Annotated in this window: 22 protein-coding genes; 5 read left to right on the top strand and 17 right to left on the bottom strand. The window is 50.5% G+C overall.

Annotated elements, in window-relative coordinates; all coding sequences use genetic code 11:
- Window positions 1-73 precede the first annotated feature (73 nt).
- The 6 genes from Q7C21_RS20505 to gmk all read right to left on the bottom strand — a co-directional run bounded on the left by Q7C21_RS20505 (window position 74) and on the right by gmk (window position 7,410).
- The gene (locus tag Q7C21_RS20505) at window positions 74-1,447 is read right to left on the bottom strand and encodes an NCS2 family protein (protein WP_003851350.1); all 1,374 of its coding nucleotides are present in this window, start codon (window positions 1,445-1,447) and stop codon (window positions 74-76) included.
- A 104-nt stretch (window positions 1,448-1,551) separates the two neighbouring features.
- The gene (gene recG / locus Q7C21_RS20500; RefSeq protein WP_003851349.1) at window positions 1,552-3,630 is read right to left on the bottom strand and encodes an ATP-dependent DNA helicase RecG; all 2,079 of its coding nucleotides are present in this window, start codon (window positions 3,628-3,630) and stop codon (window positions 1,552-1,554) included.
- Complete coding sequence (trmH, locus tag Q7C21_RS20495; RefSeq protein ID WP_003851348.1) at window positions 3,627-4,325, bottom strand: tRNA (guanosine(18)-2'-O)-methyltransferase TrmH; 699 nt, start codon at window positions 4,323-4,325, stop codon at window positions 3,627-3,629. Before trmH ends, recG begins: the two co-directional genes overlap by 4 nt.
- A gap of 2 nt (window positions 4,326-4,327) precedes the next feature.
- The gene (gene spoT / locus Q7C21_RS20490) at window positions 4,328-6,436 is read right to left on the bottom strand and encodes a bifunctional GTP diphosphokinase/guanosine-3',5'-bis pyrophosphate 3'-pyrophosphohydrolase (protein WP_003851347.1); all 2,109 of its coding nucleotides are present in this window, start codon (window positions 6,434-6,436) and stop codon (window positions 4,328-4,330) included.
- 20 nt (window positions 6,437-6,456) lie between these two features.
- Window positions 6,457-6,732: a DNA-directed RNA polymerase subunit omega gene (gene rpoZ / locus Q7C21_RS20485; protein WP_003851346.1), complete on the bottom strand. Its 276-nt coding sequence runs from the start codon at window positions 6,730-6,732 to the stop codon at window positions 6,457-6,459.
- A 54-nt stretch (window positions 6,733-6,786) separates the two neighbouring features.
- Window positions 6,787-7,410, bottom strand: a complete 624-nt coding sequence (gene gmk / locus Q7C21_RS20480) for a guanylate kinase (RefSeq protein ID WP_033743562.1) — start codon at window positions 7,408-7,410, stop codon at window positions 6,787-6,789.
- Between the two features lie 240 nt (window positions 7,411-7,650).
- On the opposite strand from gmk, the gene ligB reads away from it, so the two are divergent.
- Window positions 7,651-9,402, top strand: coding sequence for an NAD-dependent DNA ligase LigB (ligB, locus tag Q7C21_RS20475; protein ID WP_375151065.1), 1,752 nt, complete (start codon window positions 7,651-7,653; stop codon window positions 9,400-9,402).
- Here ligB and Q7C21_RS20470 read toward each other — a convergent pair.
- From Q7C21_RS20470 to Q7C21_RS20435, 8 genes are all read right to left on the bottom strand, one after another.
- The gene (locus Q7C21_RS20470) at window positions 9,340-9,957 is read right to left on the bottom strand and encodes a trimeric intracellular cation channel family protein (protein ID WP_008926964.1); all 618 of its coding nucleotides are present in this window, start codon (window positions 9,955-9,957) and stop codon (window positions 9,340-9,342) included. The two genes, ligB and Q7C21_RS20470, sit on opposite strands and share 63 nt — an antisense overlap.
- Before the next feature lie 434 nt (window positions 9,958-10,391).
- Entirely contained in the window at window positions 10,392-11,036 is a 645-nt protein-coding gene (locus Q7C21_RS20465) for an oligosaccharide flippase family protein (RefSeq protein ID WP_003851343.1), read from the bottom strand.
- Between the two features lie 82 nt (window positions 11,037-11,118).
- Window positions 11,119-11,385, bottom strand: a complete 267-nt coding sequence (locus Q7C21_RS20460) for a hypothetical protein (protein WP_039660605.1) — start codon at window positions 11,383-11,385, stop codon at window positions 11,119-11,121.
- 433 nt (window positions 11,386-11,818) lie between these two features.
- A complete protein-coding gene (locus tag Q7C21_RS20455) occupies window positions 11,819-12,214 on the bottom strand; it encodes a hypothetical protein (RefSeq protein ID WP_039660561.1) in 396 nt (131 codons plus the stop codon).
- 136 nt (window positions 12,215-12,350) lie between these two features.
- Window positions 12,351-13,493: an alanine racemase gene (locus Q7C21_RS20450; protein WP_375151064.1), complete on the bottom strand. Its 1,143-nt coding sequence runs from the start codon at window positions 13,491-13,493 to the stop codon at window positions 12,351-12,353.
- 234 nt (window positions 13,494-13,727) lie between these two features.
- Window positions 13,728-14,651 (bottom strand): kdo(2)-lipid IV(A) palmitoleoyltransferase, encoded by a 924-nt coding sequence (lpxP, locus tag Q7C21_RS20445; RefSeq protein ID WP_003851339.1) that lies wholly within the window; start codon window positions 14,649-14,651, stop codon window positions 13,728-13,730.
- Between the two features lie 560 nt (window positions 14,652-15,211).
- Complete coding sequence (locus Q7C21_RS20440; RefSeq protein WP_008926959.1) at window positions 15,212-15,700, bottom strand: DUF943 family protein; 489 nt, start codon at window positions 15,698-15,700, stop codon at window positions 15,212-15,214.
- The gene (locus tag Q7C21_RS20435) at window positions 15,700-16,512 is read right to left on the bottom strand and encodes a DUF3289 family protein (protein WP_003851338.1); all 813 of its coding nucleotides are present in this window, start codon (window positions 16,510-16,512) and stop codon (window positions 15,700-15,702) included. The genes Q7C21_RS20440 and Q7C21_RS20435 overlap by 1 nt, the downstream gene beginning before the upstream one ends.
- 342 nt (window positions 16,513-16,854) lie before the next feature.
- Between Q7C21_RS20435 and Q7C21_RS20430 the strand changes: the two genes are divergently transcribed.
- On the top strand, window positions 16,855-17,262 hold the full coding sequence (locus Q7C21_RS20430) for an H-NS family nucleoid-associated regulatory protein (protein WP_375151063.1): 408 nt from the start codon (window positions 16,855-16,857) through the stop codon (window positions 17,260-17,262).
- Window positions 17,263-17,311: 49 nt separating this feature from the next.
- On the opposite strand, the gene Q7C21_RS20425 is transcribed toward Q7C21_RS20430, so the two are convergent.
- Window positions 17,312-18,106, bottom strand: coding sequence for a hypothetical protein (locus tag Q7C21_RS20425; RefSeq protein WP_033762395.1), 795 nt, complete (start codon window positions 18,104-18,106; stop codon window positions 17,312-17,314).
- A gap of 163 nt (window positions 18,107-18,269) precedes the next feature.
- Here Q7C21_RS20425 and Q7C21_RS20420 point away from each other — a divergent pair, with 163 nt between their 5' ends.
- Together Q7C21_RS20420 and Q7C21_RS20415 are read left to right on the top strand one after the other, a co-directional pair.
- On the top strand, window positions 18,270-18,533 hold the full coding sequence (locus tag Q7C21_RS20420; RefSeq protein ID WP_313904343.1) for a DUF6387 family protein: 264 nt from the start codon (window positions 18,270-18,272) through the stop codon (window positions 18,531-18,533).
- Between the two features lie 33 nt (window positions 18,534-18,566).
- A protein-coding gene (locus Q7C21_RS20415; RefSeq protein ID WP_375151062.1) for an IS3 family transposase occupies window positions 18,567-19,687 on the top strand; the annotation gives its coding sequence in 2 pieces (ribosomal slippage) (window positions 18,567-18,825 and window positions 18,825-19,687; 1,122 coding nt in all).
- Here the strand turns inward: Q7C21_RS20415 and Q7C21_RS20410 are convergent.
- Window positions 19,680-20,099 carry an Arm DNA-binding domain-containing protein gene (locus Q7C21_RS20410; protein ID WP_008926956.1) on the bottom strand — a complete coding sequence of 140 codons (420 nt, stop codon included), beginning with the start codon at window positions 20,097-20,099 and terminating at the stop codon, window positions 19,680-19,682. The two genes, Q7C21_RS20415 and Q7C21_RS20410, sit on opposite strands and share 8 nt — an antisense overlap.
- Window positions 20,100-20,298: 199 nt before the next feature.
- Window positions 20,299-21,162, bottom strand: a complete 864-nt coding sequence (locus tag Q7C21_RS20405; RefSeq protein ID WP_003851337.1) for a YicC/YloC family endoribonuclease — start codon at window positions 21,160-21,162, stop codon at window positions 20,299-20,301.
- Window positions 21,163-21,318: 156 nt separating this feature from the next.
- Between Q7C21_RS20405 and Q7C21_RS20400 the strand changes: the two genes are divergently transcribed.
- Complete coding sequence (locus tag Q7C21_RS20400) at window positions 21,319-21,744, top strand: DUF3574 domain-containing protein (protein WP_375151061.1); 426 nt, start codon at window positions 21,319-21,321, stop codon at window positions 21,742-21,744.
- Window positions 21,745-21,749 lie beyond the last annotated feature (5 nt).

The raw sequence follows: 21,749 nt of genomic DNA, 5'->3' as shown, positions 1-21,749 counted from the left end.
ATTACCGTTACAGCTCAACAGCCTGGATGTAAATCCGAATAATTAGCAGGCAGGCCGAAGCCTGCCTGTGGCCTTACTTCTCTGGCGGAAAAATCAGGTTGAGCACGATTGCGGTAATACCGCCTGCGGCAATGCCGGAAGAGAGCAGCGTTTTCAGCCAGTCGGGGGCAAACTGCAGGATCAGTGGCTGCTGAGACACGCCCAGACCCACCGCCAGCGACAGCGCGATAATCATGATGGCGCGACGATTAAGCGGCTCGCGTGACACGATGCGAACACCTGAGGCGGCAATGGTGCCGAACATCACAATGGTTGCGCCGCCGAGTACCGGCTCAGGGATCATCTGCACCAGACCGCTGACCGCCGGGAACAGCCCCAGCACGATCAGCATCAGTGCGACAACAAAGCCCACGTAGCGGCTGGCCACGCCGGTCAACTGAATCACACCGTTGTTCTGACCGAAGCAGGAGTTAGGGAAAGTGTTAAACAGCGCGGAGACAAAGGAGTTGAGGCCATTCGCCAGCACACCGCCTTTCAGGCGCTTCATATAGAGCGGGCCGCTGACGGGCTGTTCCGACACATCCGAGGTGGCTGTGATATCGCCGATGGTTTCCAGGGAGGTCACCATAAACACCAGCATCAGCGGGATGAGCAGATTCCAGTCGAAGCCCAGCCCGTAATAGAGCGGGGTCGGCACCACGATCAGCGGCTGATCAGCAGGGATGCCCGCTGCCGGCAGCATGCCCATCGCCCAGGCCAGCAGATAGCCCACGGCCATCGCAATCACCAGGGAGGCGACGCGCAAATAGGGGTTTTTCTGCCGGTTAAGCAGCACGATCACCAGCAGCACGGCACCGGCCAGCATCAGATTCTTTGGCGCGCCAAAGGTATGGTCACTCATCGCGCTAAAACCACCGCCAATCGAGGTCAGCCCCACCTGAATCAGCGACAGCCCAATAATCATCACCACGATACCGGAAACCAGCGGCGTGATAATCCGGCGAGCCAGATGCAATACGCGTGACAGCACCATTTCGGTACAGGAGGCCACCATCAGCGTGCCAAATAGCGCCGCCATCATGGTGGGCACGTCAGCGCCGCCATTCTTCAGCGCCATCCCGCCCATGATCAAAGGCGTCACAAAGTTAAAGCTGGTGCCCTGAATCGACAGCAGACCCGAACCCACCGGTCCCCAGGTTTTGATTTGCAGCAGCGATGCCACACCTGAAGCAAACAACGACATGCTGATAACGTGCCGGGTATCTTCTGCGGGCAGGCCCAGCGCCTGACAGATCAGTATGGCGGGCGTGATGACCGCGACAAACATCGCCAGCAGATGCTGACCAGCGGCAAACAGCGTTTGCGGCAGAGGTGGACGATCTTCAAGACGATAAATCAGTTCGCTTTGCGTGGCGGAAGGCTGGTCTGGCTGAGGATTGGTGGACATCTTCTGTTCTTCCCAAAAAATAATGTGGCGATTGTAATCATCCGCCGGGCAAAAGCAATCGTTTGCCCGGCACGGATATAAAAGCCGACTTGATGGGATCTCATTCAGACGTTGGTAAAACGGGTGTTCTCTGGCAGCCAGCGTTCAATCAGAGCGCTGGCCTGCTCGGGATAGTGCTGGTGGATGTGGCGCGCCACACGCTGAACTTCGGGCACCATCGCCGCATCGCGCAGCAGGTCGGCCACTTTAAATTCGGCGTTGCCGGTCTGACGTGTGCCCAGCAGTTCACCCGGTCCGCGAATCTCCAGATCGAACTGGGCAATAACAAAGCCGTCATTGCTGTCGCGTAGTACCTGTAAACGCTTCTGCGCCGTCTTGCTCAGCGGCGCTTTGTAGAGCAGTACGCAGTGTGATGCCACGGCACCACGACCCACACGGCCTCGCAACTGATGCAGCTGTGCCAGCCCTAACCGCTCAGGGTTTTCGATAATCATCAGGCTGGCATTCGGCACGTCCACGCCGACCTCAATGACGGTCGTCGCTACCAGCAGCTGGAGTTCATTCGCTTTAAACGCCTGCATGACCGCCTGTTTTTCAGCGGGTTTCATGCGGCCATGCACCAGTCCGATATTTAAGTCGGGCAGCGCGGTTTTCAGGGATTCCCAGCTGGCTTCTGCCGCCTGTGCTTCCAGCAGCTCTGACTCTTCAACCAGCGTGCAGACCCAGTAGGCCTGACGTCCCTCCCGGCAGGCATGCTCAACCCGCGCCACAATCTCCTCGCGTCGCGTATCGGGGATAGCCACGGTGGTCACCGGAGTACGTCCCGGCGGCAGTTCGTCGATGGTTGAGGTATCGAGATCGGCATACGCGGTCATCGCCAGGGTGCGCGGAATCGGTGTGGCGGTCATGATCAGCTGATGCGGATGGAAACCCTGCTCCTCACCTTTTTCCCACAAGGCCAGACGCTGGTGGACGCCGAAGCGGTGCTGCTCATCAATAATGACCAGCGCCAGACCATTGAACTGCACCTGCTCCTGAAACAGAGCGTGTGTGCCCACGACCATTGCTACCTGACCGCTGGCTATCGCCTCCTGCTGTGCCTGGCGGGCTTTGCCTTTCTGTTTTCCGGCCAGCCAGCCGACTTCAATCCCCAGCGGCGCAAACCACTGGCGGAAGTTACTGGCGTGCTGTTCAGCCAGCAGTTCGGTCGGTGCCATCAGCGCAACCTGCTTGCCATGGGCGATAACGTTCAGCGCAGAGAGCGCAGCCACCAGTGTCTTACCCGAGCCGACGTCGCCCTGCACCAGCCGCATCATCGGGAAATCATTGGCCAGATCTTTCTCTATCTCCGCCACCACGCGCTTTTGCGCATTGGTCGGCGAGAAAGGCAGCGCGGCCAGCAGCTGGTCACTGAGATTGTGTCGCGGCGGCATCGGTAACGCGTAATAGCGCTGAGCGCCGGCGCGCACTGCCAGCATGCTGAGATTATGCGCTAGCAGCTCTTCAAGAATTAATCTGCGTTGTGCCGGATGACGGCCACTTTCCAGCTCGCTGAGCCGGAGATCGGGCGGCGGACGATGCAGTGTGCGCAGCGCATCTGGCAGGCTGATTAAGCCGCCGCTTAACTCCTTCGGCAACAGCTCGGCAATCGGGCAGCTTTCCAGCAGCGTCAGCGCCTGGTCAGTGAGATTACGCAGCGTGGCCTGTCGAATGCCTTCGGTCGTGGGATAAACCGGTGTTAAGGTCTCTTCCAGCGTCACATTGCTCTGCTCGCCCTGGATGCGGTACTCGGGGTGAATAATCTCAGCGCCGCGCTGACCGCGCTTAATTTCACCATAAGCGGTAACACGCCGTCCCGGCGACAGATTGTTCTTCATCCCGGCATTAAAATTGAAGAAGCGCATTGTCAGCACGCCACTGCCATCGCTGATCTGACACACCATCATCCGGCGACGACCAAAAGTGATATCTGTGTGCAGCACTTCGCCTTCGACTGTGGCCCAGATACCGGGAAGCAGATCATTAATAGCATAGAGTTGGGTGCGGTCTTCGTAGCGCAGCGGAAGATGAAGCAGGAGATCCTGAACGGTGTGCAGGTCAATTTTGGCCAGTTTTGCTGCCTGGCTGGCACCGACGCCGGTCAGTGTACTGAGCGGAATGGCATCCAGCAGACGGCCTTTCATCGTCTTTTACCGGTCGACTGCATGGTTGCCCACCAGCTGGGATCGGCGTCGACTTCGCCCTGCGCATTGATGCGCGGATAGGGTAGACCTTTCTGCTTTGCGACCCGCGCGAGCACCGGGAATCCGCCTTCGAACAGCAGGCGTTGCTGCTCATCCTCGTCCAGCAGGCTGTAATCGCGCAGGTAAAGACCGGCGTTCTGCCGCTGTCGCTGGGCTTCATAGAGGATAAGCGCGCAGGCGACCGAGACATTCAGCGACTGCACCATACCCACCATGGGGATCACGATCTGACGATCAGCCAGCGCCAGCGCTTCTTCGGTGATGCCGGTTTTTTCCTGCCCCATCAGAATGCAGGTGGGAAGGGTATAATCGATCTCACGAAAATCCACCGCATCGGCGGAGAGATGGGTCGCTAAAACCTGCATCTTCTGCTGTTTGAGCTGTTTTACGGCATCGCCGATGGTGGGATGGGTGACCACTTTCACCCAGCTGTTGCTGCCGGCAGACGCGGAAGCCTGCGTGCGCATCCGCTGGCTCGGCCAGACGGCATGCACTTCGTGGATGCCAACGGCGTCGGCCGTGCGGATCACCGCTGAAACATTGTGTGGTTTATGCACCTGCTCCATGCAGACCGTCAGGTCGTGCTGGCGCAGTGCCAGCATCGCCTGAATCCGGGCAAAACGTTGATCGTTCATGCCTAATTACGGTTACGGTGGACTTTGATCACATCCGGCATCACGCGAATTTTACGCATGATATTCGCCAGATGAACGCGGTCACGTGCGGTGAGGCGGATAAAGGCGCTATAGACGCGACCATCACGCTCTTCGGTATTCAGGCTCTGAATATTCGAACCCGCCGTGTTGATGGCCGCCGTCAGATTAGCCAGCGCGCCCTGATGGTTAAACATGTCGACTTTGATTTCTGCTACGAACTCCTGCTCGGTGACTTTATCCCACTCGACCGGCATGAATTTTTCTGGCTCTTTCTGGTAGCCACGAATGTTTCGGCAGGATTCATGATGCACCACCAGCCCTTTGCCAGGACTGACATGGGCAACAATCGGGTCACCAGGAATCGGTCGGCAGCATTTGGCGAAGGTAATCAACACGCCATCTGCGCCTTTAATCGGCAGTTTACCGCGCTTGCTGGTGCTGGTGATGGCCTTGCTGTCAGCCTGCAGCAGGTTCTTCGCCACCACCACGCTCATCGCATTACCGAGGCCAATTTCCGCCAGCAGATCATCAAGGGAAGTCAGCTTCATGCGGTCCAGTTCCTGTCTGATATTCTCAGCCGGGATTTCAGCCAGTTTACGGCTACCGCCCAGCGCATGGCTGAGCAGGCGGCGACCCAGATTAACCGAGTCTTCGCGCTTGAGGTTCTTCAGGAGCTGACGAATTTTGGCGCGGGCTTTGGAGCTGACGACAAAATTGAGCCAGGCGGCGTTTGGACGAGCGCCTGGCGCGGTGATGATCTCAATCGTCTGACCGCTGGTCAGGGTTTGCGACAGCGGATAAGGCTGGCGGTCAACGCGTGCGCCGACGCAGGCATGGCCGATATCGGTGTGCACCGCATAGGCGAAATCTACCGGCGTCGCGCCGGTTGGCAACTCAACAATGCGACCTTCAGGCGTAAAGACGTAGATCTCATCAGGGAAAAGATCGGACTTCACGCTTTCAATAAATTCAAATGAACTGCCCGCACTCTGCTGCAGCTCGAGCAGGCTTTGCAACCAGCGCTGCGCGCGAATCTGTGCAGTGGTGCCACTTTCGCCCGCCTGTTTATAAGCCCAGTGCGCAGCGACCCCCATTTCTGCCATCTGATCCATATCCTCGGTGCGAATCTGCACTTCAACCGGCACGCCGTGCGGGCCGATCATGGAGGTATGGAGCGACTGATAGCCGTTGGCTTTGGGGATGGCGATATAATCTTTAACGCGGCCCGGACGCGGCTTATATAAGCTGTGCATCTGGCCCAGAACGCGATAGCAGGTATCCAGATCTTTCACGATGACGCGAAAGGCATAGATATCCATGATCGAGTGAAAACGCTGCTCTTTCAGCGTCATTTTGCGGTAAATCGAGTAAAGATGCTTTTCGCGACCGCTGACGCGGCAGGGAATGCCCGCTTCCTGTAAACGGCCATCAATCTCAGAAAGAATCTTCTGGATCATCTCTTTACGATTACCACGCGCAGCTTTCACCACCTCTTTAATCACCCGATAACGGTTCGGGTAAAGTGCTTCAAAACCGAGCTCTTCCAGCTCTGTTTTAAGGTGATGAATACCCAGGCGGTGTGCCAGCGGACTATAAATCTCTAACGTTTCCAGCGCGATGCGACGACGTTTGTCCGGGCGTAAAGACCCAAGGGTGCGCATATTATGGGTGCGGTCAGCCAGCTTGATGAGAATGACGCGGATATCCTGCACCATCGCCATAATCATCTTGCGGAAGTTCTCAGCCTGCGCTTCTTTCTTATCGCGGAATTTCAGCTTATCCAGCTTTGAAACGCCTTCGACCAGCTCCGCCACGCTTTTACCGAACAGCTGTTCCATATCCTGGTAAGTGGCGGGCGTATCTTCGATCACGTCATGCAGCAGCGCGGCCATGAGCGTTTCATGGTCGAGCTTCATTTCCGCCAGAATACAGGCCACGGCAACCGGATGGGTGATATAAGGCTCACCACTGGAGCGTGTCTGTCCCTCGTGGGCATCACGTGCGACAAGGTAGGCTTGCTGGAGGCGCTTGATCTGCTCCTCTGGCAAGTATTTTTCAATCAGTTGATTGAGACTTTCAAACAGATACAAGGGCGACCTGCAGGTGGCTGTTAACGACGACCTTCAGCGATAGCGGTAACGGCCTGTAACTCAGCGGCTTCCTGCTCTTGCTGTTCCTGACGATCACGCACATCTAAAATCTGATTGGTGACCAAACCTTCTTCGATTTCGCGCAGGGCGATAACGGTAGGTTTATCGTTCTCTTCCGGAACCAGCGGATCTTTGCCGCCAACCTGCATCTGACGTGCACGACGTGCAGCGACCAACACCAGGTCAAAACGATTACCAACTTTTTCTACTGCGTCCTGAACGGTTACGCGTGCCATAGGTGTGCTACTCCACAGATGAAGAAATGACTGCGCATCATACTGAAACTGTATTCAGACTGCCAACAGTTTGCTGATTAAAGCATCGTGACGCGCCTTCTGACGCGCCATACGCAGACGTTCTGCGCGAATAATGGTTTTCAGATCGGACAGCGCCAGATCAAAATCATCATTCACAATTAAATAGTCATACTCGGCGTAGTGGCTCATTTCCGCTACTGCCTGAGCCATGCGACGTGTGATCACCTCTTCGCTGTCCTGACCACGACCGCGCAGACGGCGATCGAGCTCTTCTTTCGAAGGCGGCAAAACAAAGATGCTGCGTGCGCCAGGCATTTTAGCGCGGATTTGCTGCGCGCCCTGCCAGTCGATGTCGAGGAACACGTCAACGCCGGTTGCCAGCACCTGCTCAATGGCATGGCGTGACGTACCGTAGTAGTTGTCAAAAACCCGGGCATGTTCGAGGAAAGCATCTTCCGCGATCATCTGCTCGAATTCATGTTTCTCAACAAAAAAGTAATGTTCGCCATGGGTTTCACCCGGGCGCATACCGCGCGTCGTGTGCGAAACAGAGACCTGCGTGTCATACAACGGCTGGGTCTTTAACAGTGCCTGAATCAGGCTGGATTTCCCTGCACCGCTGGGAGCAGAAACAATATAGAGCGTGCCTTGAGCCATGGTTTTCTTGAATTGATTAAAAGCGGAGTCGATTTCCTGCACAGTATACACAGCTTCCCGTTGCCACGCAGCGTTTGCGCAGCGAGAACACCCAATCTTTTGCGCATCTGCGCGCAAATCTCTGTCGGGCAGCTGTAATGGTTCACGGATTACCCTGGCATCTCTTCCGGAACGAAACCTCGCCTCTGGCTGACGCTAATGCATTGCTGTTGAATGCCACAAAACGTCAGAGGAAAGAGTATGAAAGGATTCGGCTGGCCGCTATCTGCGATTATTCTGTGGTTCGCCCTATGGCCTGCGCACAGTGCCGTTTGTCCGGTCTGGACACCCGTACGGGCGACTGAAGAGATTGGCCGTTTGCAACAGCAACTGCAACACTGGGATGACGCTTACTATCGCCAGGGGCAGAGTCCGGTGGCTGACACGGATTACGATGCGCTGCAGCAGCGGCTTGTTACCTGGCAACACTGCTTTAGCGCTTCTCAGCCCACTTATTCCCCGCAACTGCCTGGCAAGGGTGAGCACCTGCATCCAATCGCCCATACTGGCGTAAAAAAGATGCGCGACAAGCTGGCACTGGCTTACTGGATGCAGGGGCGACGCGATCTCTGGGTGCAGCCAAAAGTTGATGGCATCGCCGTTTCACTGGTGTATCGCCATGGCAGGCTGGTCTCGTTGTTAAGTCGTGGCGATGGATTGCGCGGTGAAGAGTGGCTGGCTAAAGCCGCCTGGATCCCGGCAATTCCGCTGCATATCGAGACCCCTCTCGACGAGGTTGTACTGCAGGGCGAGCTGTTTTTGTTGATGAACGGTCATCAGCAGGCGATTGATGGCGGCAAAAATGCGCGCTCACTGGTGGCCGGCGCGATGATGAGCAGGCAGCGGACTCCGCTGCTGGATTCGCTCGGTGTTTTCATCTGGGCATGGCCAGATGGTCCCGCCACAATGACGGAGCGCCATGAGCAACTCAGCCGCTGGGGGCTGGGCATTGCAGCAGAATGGAGCCACAACGTTAAAGATGAAGAGGACGTAGCCATCTGGCGTGAGCGCTGGTTTCATGCTGCGCTGCCTTTTGTCACAGACGGCGTGGTGGTTCATCAGAGTCTGCGGCCTGCAGGCAAAAACTGGCTGCCAGGCGAGGGTATATGGGCGGTTGCCTGGAAATATCAGCCTCCTGAAGTCAGTGCTGAAGTGCTCTCCGTCGATTTCCCCATTGGCCGAACCGGAAAAATAGCGGCGGTACTTAATCTTCAGCCAGTGCAACTGGATGATAAAACGGTCAGGCGGGTTAATGTCGGATCGCTACGTCGCTGGCAGGAGAGCGATATCGTAGCGGGCGATGTGGTCACGCTGAGTCTGGCGGGTCAGGGCATTCCCCGGCTGGAGCGGGTCATCTGGCGCGTGGCAGAGCGACATTATCCTCTGCCTCCCGAGGCGTCGCGTTATACGCCGTTGAGTTGTTATACCTTCAGCGCTGAGTGCCAGAAGCAGTTACTGGCGAAATTACGCTGGCTCAGCCAGAAAACGGTGCTGAATATTCCTGGGGTTGAGCGCAGCACCTGGCTGCGCTTACTGGAAAGCGGCAGTATGACGCATCTGTTCGGCTGGCTGACGTTAACACCGGAACAGATTGCCGCCGCGACGGGTCTTTCTCCTGAACGTGCAGATCAGCTCTGGCACCGTTTTAATCTCACTCGTCAGCAACCGTTTCGTCGATGGGTGAAGGCCCTTGGCGTTTCATTGCCGCAAAAAGCCCTGAATGCGCTGCCCGATCAGCAGTGGGAGAGCGTAATGCGGCGGGATGTTATGGCCTGGCAAACTCTGCCGGGCGTTGGTGCGGGGCTGGCAACGCGCCTGGCTGAGCAGTTTCAGGATGCCCGTCTGCAGGCCCTCATCGCGTTCCTGCAACAGCAGGGTATTCCTGCGTCCTCAATGCTCGGGGTGGGGATAGTTGAAAATCGGCAAACCGAGACGGAAGCGCAGCGCCAGTAAACGGGCAAAAAAGCCGAACAGCAGGGTAATGATAATCACCGCTTCATGCGCCAGCGTGGTTTTCAGCAGCAGGATATACATCCAGCCCGAGGCGAAAGCGATACCGGCGTACAGCTCTTTCTGAAACACCAGCGGAATGCGATTACAGAACATGTCACGCAGTACGCCGCCAAAGACACCTGTAATCACTGCGCTTATCGCGGCAATAATCATGGCGTGTCCGGAATCAAGTGCAACCTGCGCGCCGATAATCGAAAAGACCACCAGACCTAATGCATCCAGCACCAGAAAAACTTTGCGCAGGTGGGTCATCAGGGGCGCCAGGAATGTGGTGACAACCGCCGCAGCCGCCACAATCATGATGTATTCGGGATTTTTCACCCAACCCAGCGGATAGTGACCCAACAGGATATCGCGCACCGAGCCACCACCGATTGCGGTCACTGACGCAATAATAATGACCCCGAACAGATCCATTTTGCGGCGACCCGCCGCCAGCGCACCTGTCATGGCTTCAGCAGTAATACCAATAATGTAGAGAACGGTCAGTAACATAGCAGACTCCAGTAAGACGGCGGCAAGGCTACAGCATTGCTTAACAGGCGGCGACAGAGATTTCAGGTGGTCGGCGTCCGGGATTTGCGCAGTGTATACCAGTCCGGCCCGGCATCAGCATAGAAAGACTTTTCAGTGCAAAACCGGTGATGAATGCTGGTGAAGGTTAAGATGAGACGATGTGCAGAGGAGTCGCGCGGGCCTGGCTGGTGTTAACTGACTCAGAACCAGGGGGGGAGATTTACAGCCCATGACGGCCAGAAATTTGCAGGTCAGACATTGGTCTGTAAAGGAGATAGAAAGAACGGGATGCTGCAGCTAAAGAAAGGAGTAAAAATATATCGACAGGATTAACAAAAAGAAAGGCGTGCTGGTTAACAGCACGCCAACGCATCGTTTCGGATGCTCAGAGCCCACCATACAGACTTATTTTATTATTTGTTTCTTGCACGAATTTTAGCAAAAGCATTCAGACTAAAGTGATATTCCGGCTGGAACCATGAGCGACCATAGTAGCAGTAAATCAGCATGCGAATGGAAGCCATCGCAAGGTAACCCCAGATCGCACATAATACAGAAGGTGTCAGCCAGACGGTAAATAAGGTGACTGCAAGTCCGGCTAACACTGAGGACGTTTCAGCAAAAGCAATGCGTGTATATTGCTTTTCACGCTGCAATACCGCGCGGTAATGCTGACCCTGAGGAATGATAATAAACACCACTGAAACCATCTGCAGCATGAGAGCCAGTTCGGGCTGATTAAACAGGCTGTTCAGCAGGTGACTGCCCGTAAATAACAGACCAAACACCGCGACACCCATCAACATATTACCCCAGTAAATGGTTGAGAGGTCATTGATTGAGAGCATACAGCGACGGATCAGTGTATTTGAGAAGCCGCGATCGGCCAGAGTATCAATAAACAGTAAGGCAATTATGGCAATCGCCAGCAGGTTTAGCTCATTCGCCTGCAGAATCTGCGCCAGCAACGAGAGTTGCAACACGCCAATGCCAATAATTTTGATTGAAGAGAGCAGAGACCATTTTGCGCTATTAAGACTGCTTTCACGTATTGCCATAATATACTCGTTAGAGTTCATCAACTCTGTGAGAATTAAATAATTGTGTAACGGCAAGAAGAGGTTGCTGTGACACCGTTAGTTAGTGCAATTTTTCCGGCCGAAGTCCTGAAATACCTCTCCAGGCTTGCCATGTTATTATTGATTCAATCAAATGATGCTCAGATAAAAAATAGATATCCCTGGTAAATTCCCTGTTTCGTGTCATGGCGGAATCCCCTGCAGCTAACAGAAATTCCGCCAGATCACGAATAAATCCTTTTGTATTTTTATATTCTCCTGCCAGCATCCTTGCGGCAATCTCAACGAATTCTTTTTCTGATAACAAAGGATAGGTTGAGCGGTCCATGACTTTTTCCTGCTTTATCATTATGGGTATTGCTGTGTGTGGAATGATTTATACATTGTTTTATTTAATTTAACACCATAAGAAAAGTCTGATTACACGACCGCAGAAATAAATGGTTTCACTTTATGCATGATAAATATTAAATCTTCAGGAGAGCAGTGATAAACAACTGTTGATGATTAATGTATGTCTCTAAGGCAGAAGGTCATCAGGGGAGACAGAGAAGCCTGAAATCCGGGAAGATCAGCTATGTGAAAGCGGGTTAAGCCAGGAATTTTCCTGGCGGAGATGCTTAAGCAGGGTTGGTGGTAAATGTGTATCGGGGATGAGTAATCAGATAAGCGCTTTATGCTTTAATGTCAGAAGTTTTTCTATTTTTTTTCGTTAGCGACCAGCGATAAGTACAGAGAAAAACGCACTCTAAGTCCTTGATTTACTGTGTCAGAAGCTGATTGAGTTTCTCCAGATCATTGCTAACCCATTCAATATCCTGCTTAAATCTCTCATCTGAAGTAAATGGCTGGCGATAAACCGTAACCATTACCTCGGCACCCTGTTCATTAGCGATCACGCGCATCGGCACATAGATCTCCTTTCCTGAGCCGTTATCAATCCAGTGATCCATTACGCCAAACGGATTGTGTGGTGAGAACCTGAGCTTCACATTGCCCAGGGGCCCTTTAGCACGCCAGCGATGTCCATCGGGTTCTAATGCACTGTGCGTTAACCCGGATGCCCACTTTGCGAAAAATTCCGGCTTCCAGATGGTTTCATAAAGATCTAACCAGTGACGTGGGATCGTCAGGCTCAGCGTGCGAGAGGAGAGCATGTAACCTCCGATGGATAAGCGAAAAAGGCATTAAAGCATGGGGCCAGACTTGTTAAAACGGTGTAACAGTAGAAGTGTGGTGTTGACAGGGTTTCGTACAAAAGGCAGACAACGGATGAGGCTGTCTGCCGCAGAATCAGATGAAGTTGCCACGCGCAGAAACGGCATGATCTTCGCTATGACCACTGGCGTGACGCAGAACAAAGCCATCCGACTGCGCCATCACTGCGCAACTGTGATTCGGGAAGATACGCAGCAGCCTGCCGACTTCAGGGCGGCGATCCTGAAACAGCAGAAAACCGTGCTCCTCGGATAACTTCGTCACTTCATACGTATTGCCCGCTTCGTCTGCTGCAACACCAAAGCCGCTGGCATTGGTGCCGTGCGGCCCTTTATCCGAACTCAGCATTTTTGATCCGGCGTCAACAATGGCGAAATGATCGTTTACCGCCACAACGCGGGTAATGACGCTCATTGCCAGTTGATCGACGTGGCTTAACCCAAGGCGGCAGGCAGTAAGATCCAACAGTGCATAGTTACCGGGCCGGATTTCATTAATGCAGGGCGCAATCTCTGCTGCCAGCGCAGTTGGGGTTGACCCCACTGAGAGAGGGCAGTCGGTAAAACCCGCAGCCTGCAGTTTTGCCTGAACGCGCTGCATCAATGCCGTTTCCTGGCGGGCGACCTCCGCAATGGCTGCGGCATGACCCGCACCATAAGCGTGACCGGCATGTGACACTAATCCGGCAAAGCGTAATCCCTTGTCCTGTAATGCCCGGGCAATCAGCACGGCGTCATCTGTATCGGGATTGACGCCAATGCGATGTAACCCAACATCCACTTTAATCGCCACCGCCAGCTCGCACCCTGGCTGATGCTGGCAGGCCTCAGCGATCGCCGCCACGCCCTGCAGGCTGTCCGCAATCAGGGTGAGTCTGACCTGATGAAGCACGGCGAGGCGCAGTAATTCAGCCACGCTTTGCGGATGTACAACCGGATAGGCTAACAACAGATCGCGTATACCACCCTGAATAAAACTGATGCCTTCGCTGGGTTTTGAGACGGTGATCCCCTGCGCGCCAGACTCAATCTGTCGCCGGGCAATCCAGACGCTTTTATGCGTTTTGATATGCGGACGCAACGCGACGCCAGCAGCACGGGCTTTGCGCTGCATATGCTGCAGGTTGCATTCCAGGCGTGCTGCATCCACTTCAATGTAAGGTGTGAGGCGATCGTCAATCAGCGGACGCTGCCACTGCTGTGTGTCATTGATATCCATAAGGTGTCCGTTAATAACGAGATAAGAAGATTCATCATTCCCTAATAATCTCTCTGATACCAGCCTGCTTACCGCAGAACAGGCATGTTGAGCAGCAGAAACAAGAGCCATTGCTATAACGCGAGAGGCATGATGAGGAGAGGGGGATCGGGAAAGAGGAAAGGGAGGAACAAAAGGAGTGAACCCGGAGATTAAAACAAAAAAGCAGGCACGCGGCCTGCTTTATCAGTTTACTCAGATATAGAGTGACTGTTCACCCGGCGGACGGGTTTTGAATCGGCGATGTAGCCAGAGGTACTGTTCGGGTGCACGCAGGATCTGATTTTCGATCACTTTATTCATGTAAGCGGCAGCAGCAGCCTCATCGGTATGAGGATAATTTTCCAGCATCGGTTCGATGATTAAATGGTAGCCATCATTTCCTGGATTACGAATCAGCATAATCGGTACCATCGCTGGCTTCGCCAGACGCGACAGAACAAAAGTCCCGTTGGTAGTGGCAGCTTTTTCCACCGCAAACAGTGGCGCAAAGGTGCTGCCTTTAGGGCCGTAATCCTGGTCTGGTGCAAACCAGACCGATTCACCCTGTTTCAGAGCATGAACCATACCGCGCAGATCACGACGGTCAATCATCGCTTTATTAGAACGCATGCGGCCTTTGGTCTGCACATACTCCATCGCCTGATTATTGTGCGGGCGATACATCGCCATCATCGGCTGACAGAGTCCACTGATGCGTCCGCCCAGCTCCAGCGACATGAAATGTACGCCAATCAGCATCACACCGCGCTTTTCGTTCTGCGCAGCGTGAAGATTATCCATACCTGAAACGTTAAACAGGCGTTTTACTGCCCGGTCAGACCAGAACCAGGCAATACCGGTTTCAGCCAGGGCCATGCCTAGCGATGCGAAGTTACCAGCGATCATGTGTTCGATTTTTTCTTCACTGATACCCGGGAAGCAGAGTTCGATGTTACGACGGGTAATACGCTCGCGGCGCTGCAGGAAATGGCGAGAGATTTTGCCGGCACCGGCACCGAGACGCATGAGAACAGGATAAGGAAGCTGGACCAGCAGCCAGAGTACGCCAAGGCCAAACCAGGTAAACCAATAACGCGGATGCAGCAGCGAACTGCTAAATTTTCCGGTGTTTTTCATTAACAACCTTCATGGAAGTTGAGGGGGGTATCGCATAAAGAGCACTTCCATGAGTCTTAAAGCGGTACGGCTGTATTGAATTCGACCGATACTTTATCAAAAAGTGCCTTCAAAAAAAGGGAAACTCCGTGATTCACAGGATTGATCTGTTTCATGGAGACAGTGCGTCGGGAACGTAAAAAGAGTTAAATCCAGAAAAATTATTTTAAAATCAGCAATTTAAAAAGAAATCATCCTAAATGCAAAGCATGATTAAAGTGTGTTCCGGAAGTGTCTGGAAATGAACGTTTATCAATCTTTACGTGATAATGAAGCCGCAGGTGGGAGTCAAAAGCCACATAGGGAGGTGAAACCCGAAAGATAATGCCTGAAAAATGAACAAAGCGCCATTGCTGACGCTTTATAACTGACCTGCCGGGCGGGAAATTACTCGATATTCTGAATCTGTATGTTGATTGTATTTATATTGTTTATGATGATCATATACTTAAGTTTATTTTTCAGGCTATTTTATATTTTACCCCCCAATCCACTCCCCGTTGAGAGAAGTGACCATTTGGTCAGCTCACAGGCTTTATGGTTGTCGTAAATCGCTCACCTTTGACCAGTTCACCAGAAGGTTTTCGATAGTATGACTCGCCATCAAGTCGGTAGTAAGTATATCCATCCTTTGTTTTAGTGATGTCCATCATCCAGTTTGACTTGTCTATACAATTCTCATCTGATTTCATGTCATCAAAGCACAGTAAGTAATCAGTATCATGGTCTGGAAAAGCACCTGAATTCTTGGGGGCGAGTTTTTGATACTTACCATTAAAGTCCCAGATTGAAACATTGTAAGTTTCACGGGAAGAAATGGTTTTGACTCCATTATTATCCCACCACTTTATTTTGTCACTATCAGAGAAAGGGATGTTTTTAACCAAAAAATCTTTTCTGGTATCAGAGTCATGAATTGCAAGCACTTTTGGAGAATTAAAGAAGTTAACATAGAATAATGCTAACATTATCAATGCCACAATAAAAACTGTAGTCTTTTTGAATCTCATTAATTTCTCCTGCTATTTATTTCAAATTCAGCTTTCATATTAGTTAAGAAAGGTTTAAAAGCGAAGTGTTCCCATCTTTGAAGGACAAACCAAATACGAAATGCTCTGATAAAATGAAATTTAGGATTCATGATGTCAGTTTTATCGAGACCGAAATGGTCTTGCCCTGTAAATGTTATTTTTGCTACATAACCACTGTCAGTTATATCGATCTGATTTATCTGTATGTTTGTAGCATGAATATCATGTATCGACATTCCTAATCCATTGAAACTATCAGTCCATCTATTGAACTTAGGAAGTATGGAATTTCTTATTGCTGGTGTTATTAACTCTATATCTGAGTCTGATAAGCTTTTTTGTCCGGTAACGATGATCTTATCTAATGAAGACTTAATTACAGTCAATGGAGACAGTGGAGAAGATTGCCCGCAGATAATTAGATTTTTATATGCACTATCAAGGAAAGGGCTGGAATAACTTTTTCCATTCCCGTGATAGAGATGCTTTACAAGATTGTTGAATATTTGGTGCTGCCCAAGATAATATGCAGGCATAGAAACACGAAGAAACTCATTGAAAAGAAGTTCAGCCATTTCTGTTCTGGATTTTGGGCGGGTATCCCGGAAAGAGTTGAATATAGATACTTCTTTTCCAGTCCAGGGATCAACCACATCAGAAACATCATCCAAACCCAAATCGCTTCTTAGTTGCTTTTCACTAAGGTCTCCACACTTCATATCATCAGTGCTGTAATCATTGAACCTGTGCCGTGTCTGATAAACGGTAAAGGGGAACTTCAATGCTGACATAATAATTTCCTTATGAAGTGATTCAGACTGAAAATCCATACTTATTGCATTCTTACAGATGATATCATTGAAGATGATAATGTAATCAGAGCCGTCTAATCATAAACTTCTTGATAAAAAAATGGAAGGTGAATAATAATATACTTATTATAATCAATGATTTATACGGTTTTGTGAAAAGGTGGAACTGTGAGGTGATTGGTATGCTTATTGCTTAAATATCAAGCATTGAGAGTTATGCCTTGATCTTGTGATGCTTGAAAATTGGCTGAATCTGTAGTGTAAAATGAGAATGTATCATATCGGAAGCAATCTTATTTTTAATCACAGGAATGATTAGTCATGAGTGAATCTCTAAGAAATCTCAACAACATACGCACTCTTCGGGCACAAGCTCGTGAAACCCCATTAGAATTACTTGAAGAGATGCTTGCGAAACTCGCCACAGTTGTAGAAGAACTCCGAGATGAGCAAGATTATGTTCGCAAGGAACAGGAGGAGAAACAAGCCAAACTTAAAGCTATCCATGCTCAGCTCCTCAAAGATGGTATTGATCCTCAGGAACTTTTAAATGGACGTTCTTCTAAGAATGGAACTCGTGCTAAGTCTGTTAGAAAAGCTCGTCCTGCAAAATATCAGTATACTGACGAGCAAGGTAATCAGAGAACGTGGACGGGGCAGGGAAGAACTCCAATAATTATCTCGGATGCTATTGCAGGTGGGAAAAAAATAAAAGATTTTGAGATTTAAAAACATTTAACCCAGCCTAAAGAATAGCTATCAATAGGCTGGTTATAACTTAGTTAAGCAGTTTTGCTAACCAATTTCTCTTATATCTTGAACTAATCTCATTTTCTAAGACAGAATTGTAACTGTTATACAAACCATAATAACTATTATTCACTTTGTTTTCAATATTAGCTTGGAAAGCGAAAGAGGATAGTAATGGTTTGAAAACCGTATTTATAGCATCCTCTGTCTTTTTAGATGAAGAAAACCTTTCATCAGTTAGATCACCTGCGATAAAAAACTCATTGATTATTTCAGAGACATTTACACCAGAAAGAGCGGTCTTAACTTCATTACCTTTTTGCTGAGATTCAGCATCGAGTTTGGTGAGAGATTCGCTCAACTTATTATTGAATTTATGAAATTGATCTACAGTTCCTGTTACCAGGGCTATATTAATGAAATCTTGATACATTTCCTGTCTACAAGTAAGAAGTTCTTTATGGTGCTTTTCAGAATTATCATTATATTCAGAAGTCTTTTTGAGCAAAGCAACCAAATATGATTTATATTCTTCTGTCAGCCTCGGGCCTGAACCATCTTTAAAAGCATTATATCTGCTAATTAATTCATTATAAAGACCAATTTTTTGAACATAATCATTAGAGAGGGATTTAGATATACCACTACACTGTCTTTCCTTGTTTATTAAAGGTGAATAATACTCCTTCATGATATCTGCTCTAAAGTTCAGATCGCTTTTATAAGATTCAAGTATGATTCCAAAAACTAAAGTTCCTAACACTAAAGGGATAAGGCCTAAAAATAATGTTTTAAAAAAAGATTCGTTGAGGGGCTTACTCATATATCCATCCTTAATATGTTAAACGCAATACGCACTAAAAAATCATAAGTTTATATGAACGAATAGGTTTGCTCAACCTTTAAAAAATGCATTAAATTCAATAGTTTGTGTTTATTTGGTTATTTATTTTGCCATTTAACTCAGTATATATTAAGTTTGGCTTATGTATAAATTGTTATACATTATCTGGATGTTAATGCTAAAAAGATTAATAACAGAGAACAAAGCTGATCTTCTTATTATATTTTGGACCTTTCGACAAAGTTTTTTAAGGTATGACATCATGAAGAACTGGACCACAGAACATACGAAGGAAATTAAGGAATGGTTTTCCGTTGGAAACTATGAAGTATTTAAAGATCTGACCCTGAAGGCTTACTATCATGAACTGACCTGCTCCCCGTTGATTAACACACCGCGATGTTAGTAATGTCTTCATCAGTCACATGAGGACATTCCCATGAAGAAGCGATTTTCCGACGAACAGATCATCAGTATTCTCCGCGAGGCCGAAGCCGGGGTTTCAGCCCGGGAACTCTGCCGTAAGCATGCTATTTCAGACGCCACCTTTTACACCTGGCGCAAGAAGTTTGGCGGCATGGAAGTCCCCGAAGTGAAGCGGCTCAGGTCACTTGAAGAGGAGAACGCCCGCCTTAAGAAGCTGCTCGCTGAAGCCATGCTGGATAAGGAGGCGCCTCACGTGGCTCTGGGCCGAAAGTTCTGACGACGGACCAGAAACGGGAAGCCGTGGAAGCCATGTGTGAGACAACGGGTCTGTCGCAACGCCGTGCCTGCAGGCTGGCCGATCTGTCACTTTCAACCTGCCGTTATTCGGCTCAGCGCCCGGCTGCTGACGCGCAGCTGTCTTTACGTATCACAGAGCTGGCACTTGAACGCCGCCGATTTGGTTACCGGCGCATCTGGCAGTTATTGCGTCGGGAGGGCTTTCACGTCAACCACAAGCGGGTTTACCGCAACTATCACCTTAACGGTCTGGGTGTAAAACGCAGGCGGCACCGTAAGGGGCTGGCGACTGAACGGCTTCCGCTTCTGCGCCCGGATGCGCCGAACCTGACATGGTCGATGGATTTTGTCATGGATTCACTTGCCAGCGGCCGCCGGATTAAGTGCCTGACCTGCGTGGATGATTTCACGAAGGAGTGCCTGACGATCACCACGGCATTCGGGATTACAGGCGTTCAGGTGACACGTATTCTGGACAGCATTGCGCTGTTTCGTGGCTATCCTGCAACGATAAGAACCGATCAGGGCCCGGAATTTACCTGCCGCGCGCTCGATCAATGGGCCTTTGAACATGGCGTTGAGCTGTGCTTAATCCAGCCGGGCAAGCCAACGCAGAACGGATTTATTGAGAGTTTCAACGGTCGCTTTCGGGATGAATGCCTGAATGAACACTGGTTCAGCGATATTCTTCATGCCCGGAAAATCATTAATGACTGGCGGCAGGACTATAACGAGTCCAGACCTCATTCATCGCTTAAATACCAGACGCCGGCTGAATTTGCAGCAAGCTGGAGAAATGGAAAATTAGAAGGTAAACAAACCGACATTACTAACTGAGCGTTGTATCTAATACTGGGGGCAGGTCAGGAGCAATGTCTTTTCGGTAAACCCTTTCAGGTATGCCCGGATATTTTAATCTTTTAACAAGATCTTTATGCCAGTCTTCAAACAGCTCATTCACTGTAGTCAGTTCTTCAGGTCTGTTTAGCTTCCTTTCTGCGATAGGATCATCTCCAGCCAGAACCTTTTTGCGAACATCTTCTGCAAGACTACGGGCTTCTGCGAGTGACACTATAGAAACCTTGCCTAAAGTGATTTCTCGTCTTTTTGAGTGTGCTGTGTATCTCAGCATCCAGTAAGGTTCACCTTTTGAGGGGATCTTCAGGTATAAGCCTCGCTCATCTCCAAACTTACCAACACCGCCTGCTTTTATCAGAGACTGAACGGCTTTTGCTGTTAGTGAACCCATATACCTGACCTGTCGTTTTTAGTGGGGGGTATCTGGTTATAGACTGTTATATTTTTCTAGTAAAGCAAAAGTACTCCCCATTTTACCCCCCATTATTTCGTGGATTTAAGCGGAGAAGCATGTTCATCAGTGGAATTTTACTTCCATAAAAAAGCCCATTTAACATGGGCTTATGGCTTTATATGGATGAGGGTGGAAATTATTCGATGTTCTGAATCTGCTCGCGCATCTGTTCAATCAGCACTTTCAGTTCGATCGCGGAAGTGGTGATCTCGGCGTTGATCGACTTTGATGCCAGCGTATTCGATTCCCGATTGAACTCCTGCATCATGAAATCGAGACGGCGACCTACAGCCTCTTTCTTTTTCAGGATGTTGTAGGTCTCTTTAACGTGTGCATCCAGACGATCCAGCTCTTCGGACACATCAACACGCTGCGCCATCATCACCAGCTCCTGCTCAAGGCGATTGTTTTCCAGCTGGACTTCAGCATCTTCCAGTTTGGCGACCAGGCGTTCACGCTGCCATTTGATCACGTCAGGCATCTGCGCGCGCACTTTGCTGACTTCCTGCGAAACGCCTTCCAGACGCTGTTCAATCATCGCTTTCAGCGCGGTGCCTTCGCTTTCGCGCGCCGCAATGAAATCGTCCAGCGCGCCATCCAGTGCCTGTAACAATTGTGTGTTGATGGCATCCAGATCCTGCTCCTGCGCAGACATCACGCCCGGCCAGCGAAGAATATCCAGCGGATTAATCGCGCCTTCGTCGCTCTGCATTTTTACCCAGTTAGCAGCCTGCACCAGCTGTTTCGCCAGCGTTTCATTCAGCATCAGTTCGCCCTGAGCGCTGGGATCGGCATCATAACGCAGGTTGCACTCAATTTTACCGCGCGTCAGACGCTGGCGAATGCGCTCGCGGATAACCGGCTCCAGCCCACGAAACTGTTCAGGCAAACGGATGTAAGTTTCCAGATAACGCTGGTTAACAGAACGCAGCTCCCAGGCTGCGCTGCCCCATTCGCCTTTGGCTTCGCTGCGGGCATAAGCGGTCATACTGCGGATCATAAGCGGTACTCAATTTACGGAAAGATGGGTGAAGTATAGCGAGGCGAGCCACGCCATAACAGGCATAAGCGTCTTACAGGAAAATAACGAACTATTTCCGCTTTCAGCGGCAGCCACATATGATGACCACTGGTCACCTATGAGGATAACTGATTTATGTCCCGCGTTATTGCATTCCCTGTTGTAATGGCTCTGCTGCTGGTGGGTTGCCAGACGCGCCACGCGCCGCCGACTAAACCGCACCCCATCTGTGCCGGTGGCGACATGATGATGCAGACCACGTTGTGGTTCGGACTCAGCAAGCAAGATGGCGGCAGTGTGAGTTCACTCGACTGGATGAACTTCGTGGATAATGAAGTCACGCCACGTTTCAAAGCGGGACTGTCGGTCTATGACGCCAAAGGTCAATGGCTGGGCGAGAACGGTCAACTGGCAAGAGAGAACAGTAAAGCGTTGATGCTGATCCACGGTATCGATCCCGCGACCAATCATGATATTGAGGCGTTACGTACCCTCTATAAAAAACGGTTTGGTCAGGAGTCGGTTATGCGGGTAGATGCACCCGTCTGTGTCGGGTTCTAGGGCGA

This window comes from Pantoea sp. ANP04, from assembly GCF_041982285.1.
In the GTDB taxonomy this organism is placed as follows: Bacteria; Pseudomonadota; Gammaproteobacteria; order Enterobacterales; family Enterobacteriaceae; genus Pantoea; species Pantoea eucalypti.
This window is presented reverse-complemented; position numbering and strand designations above follow the sequence as displayed.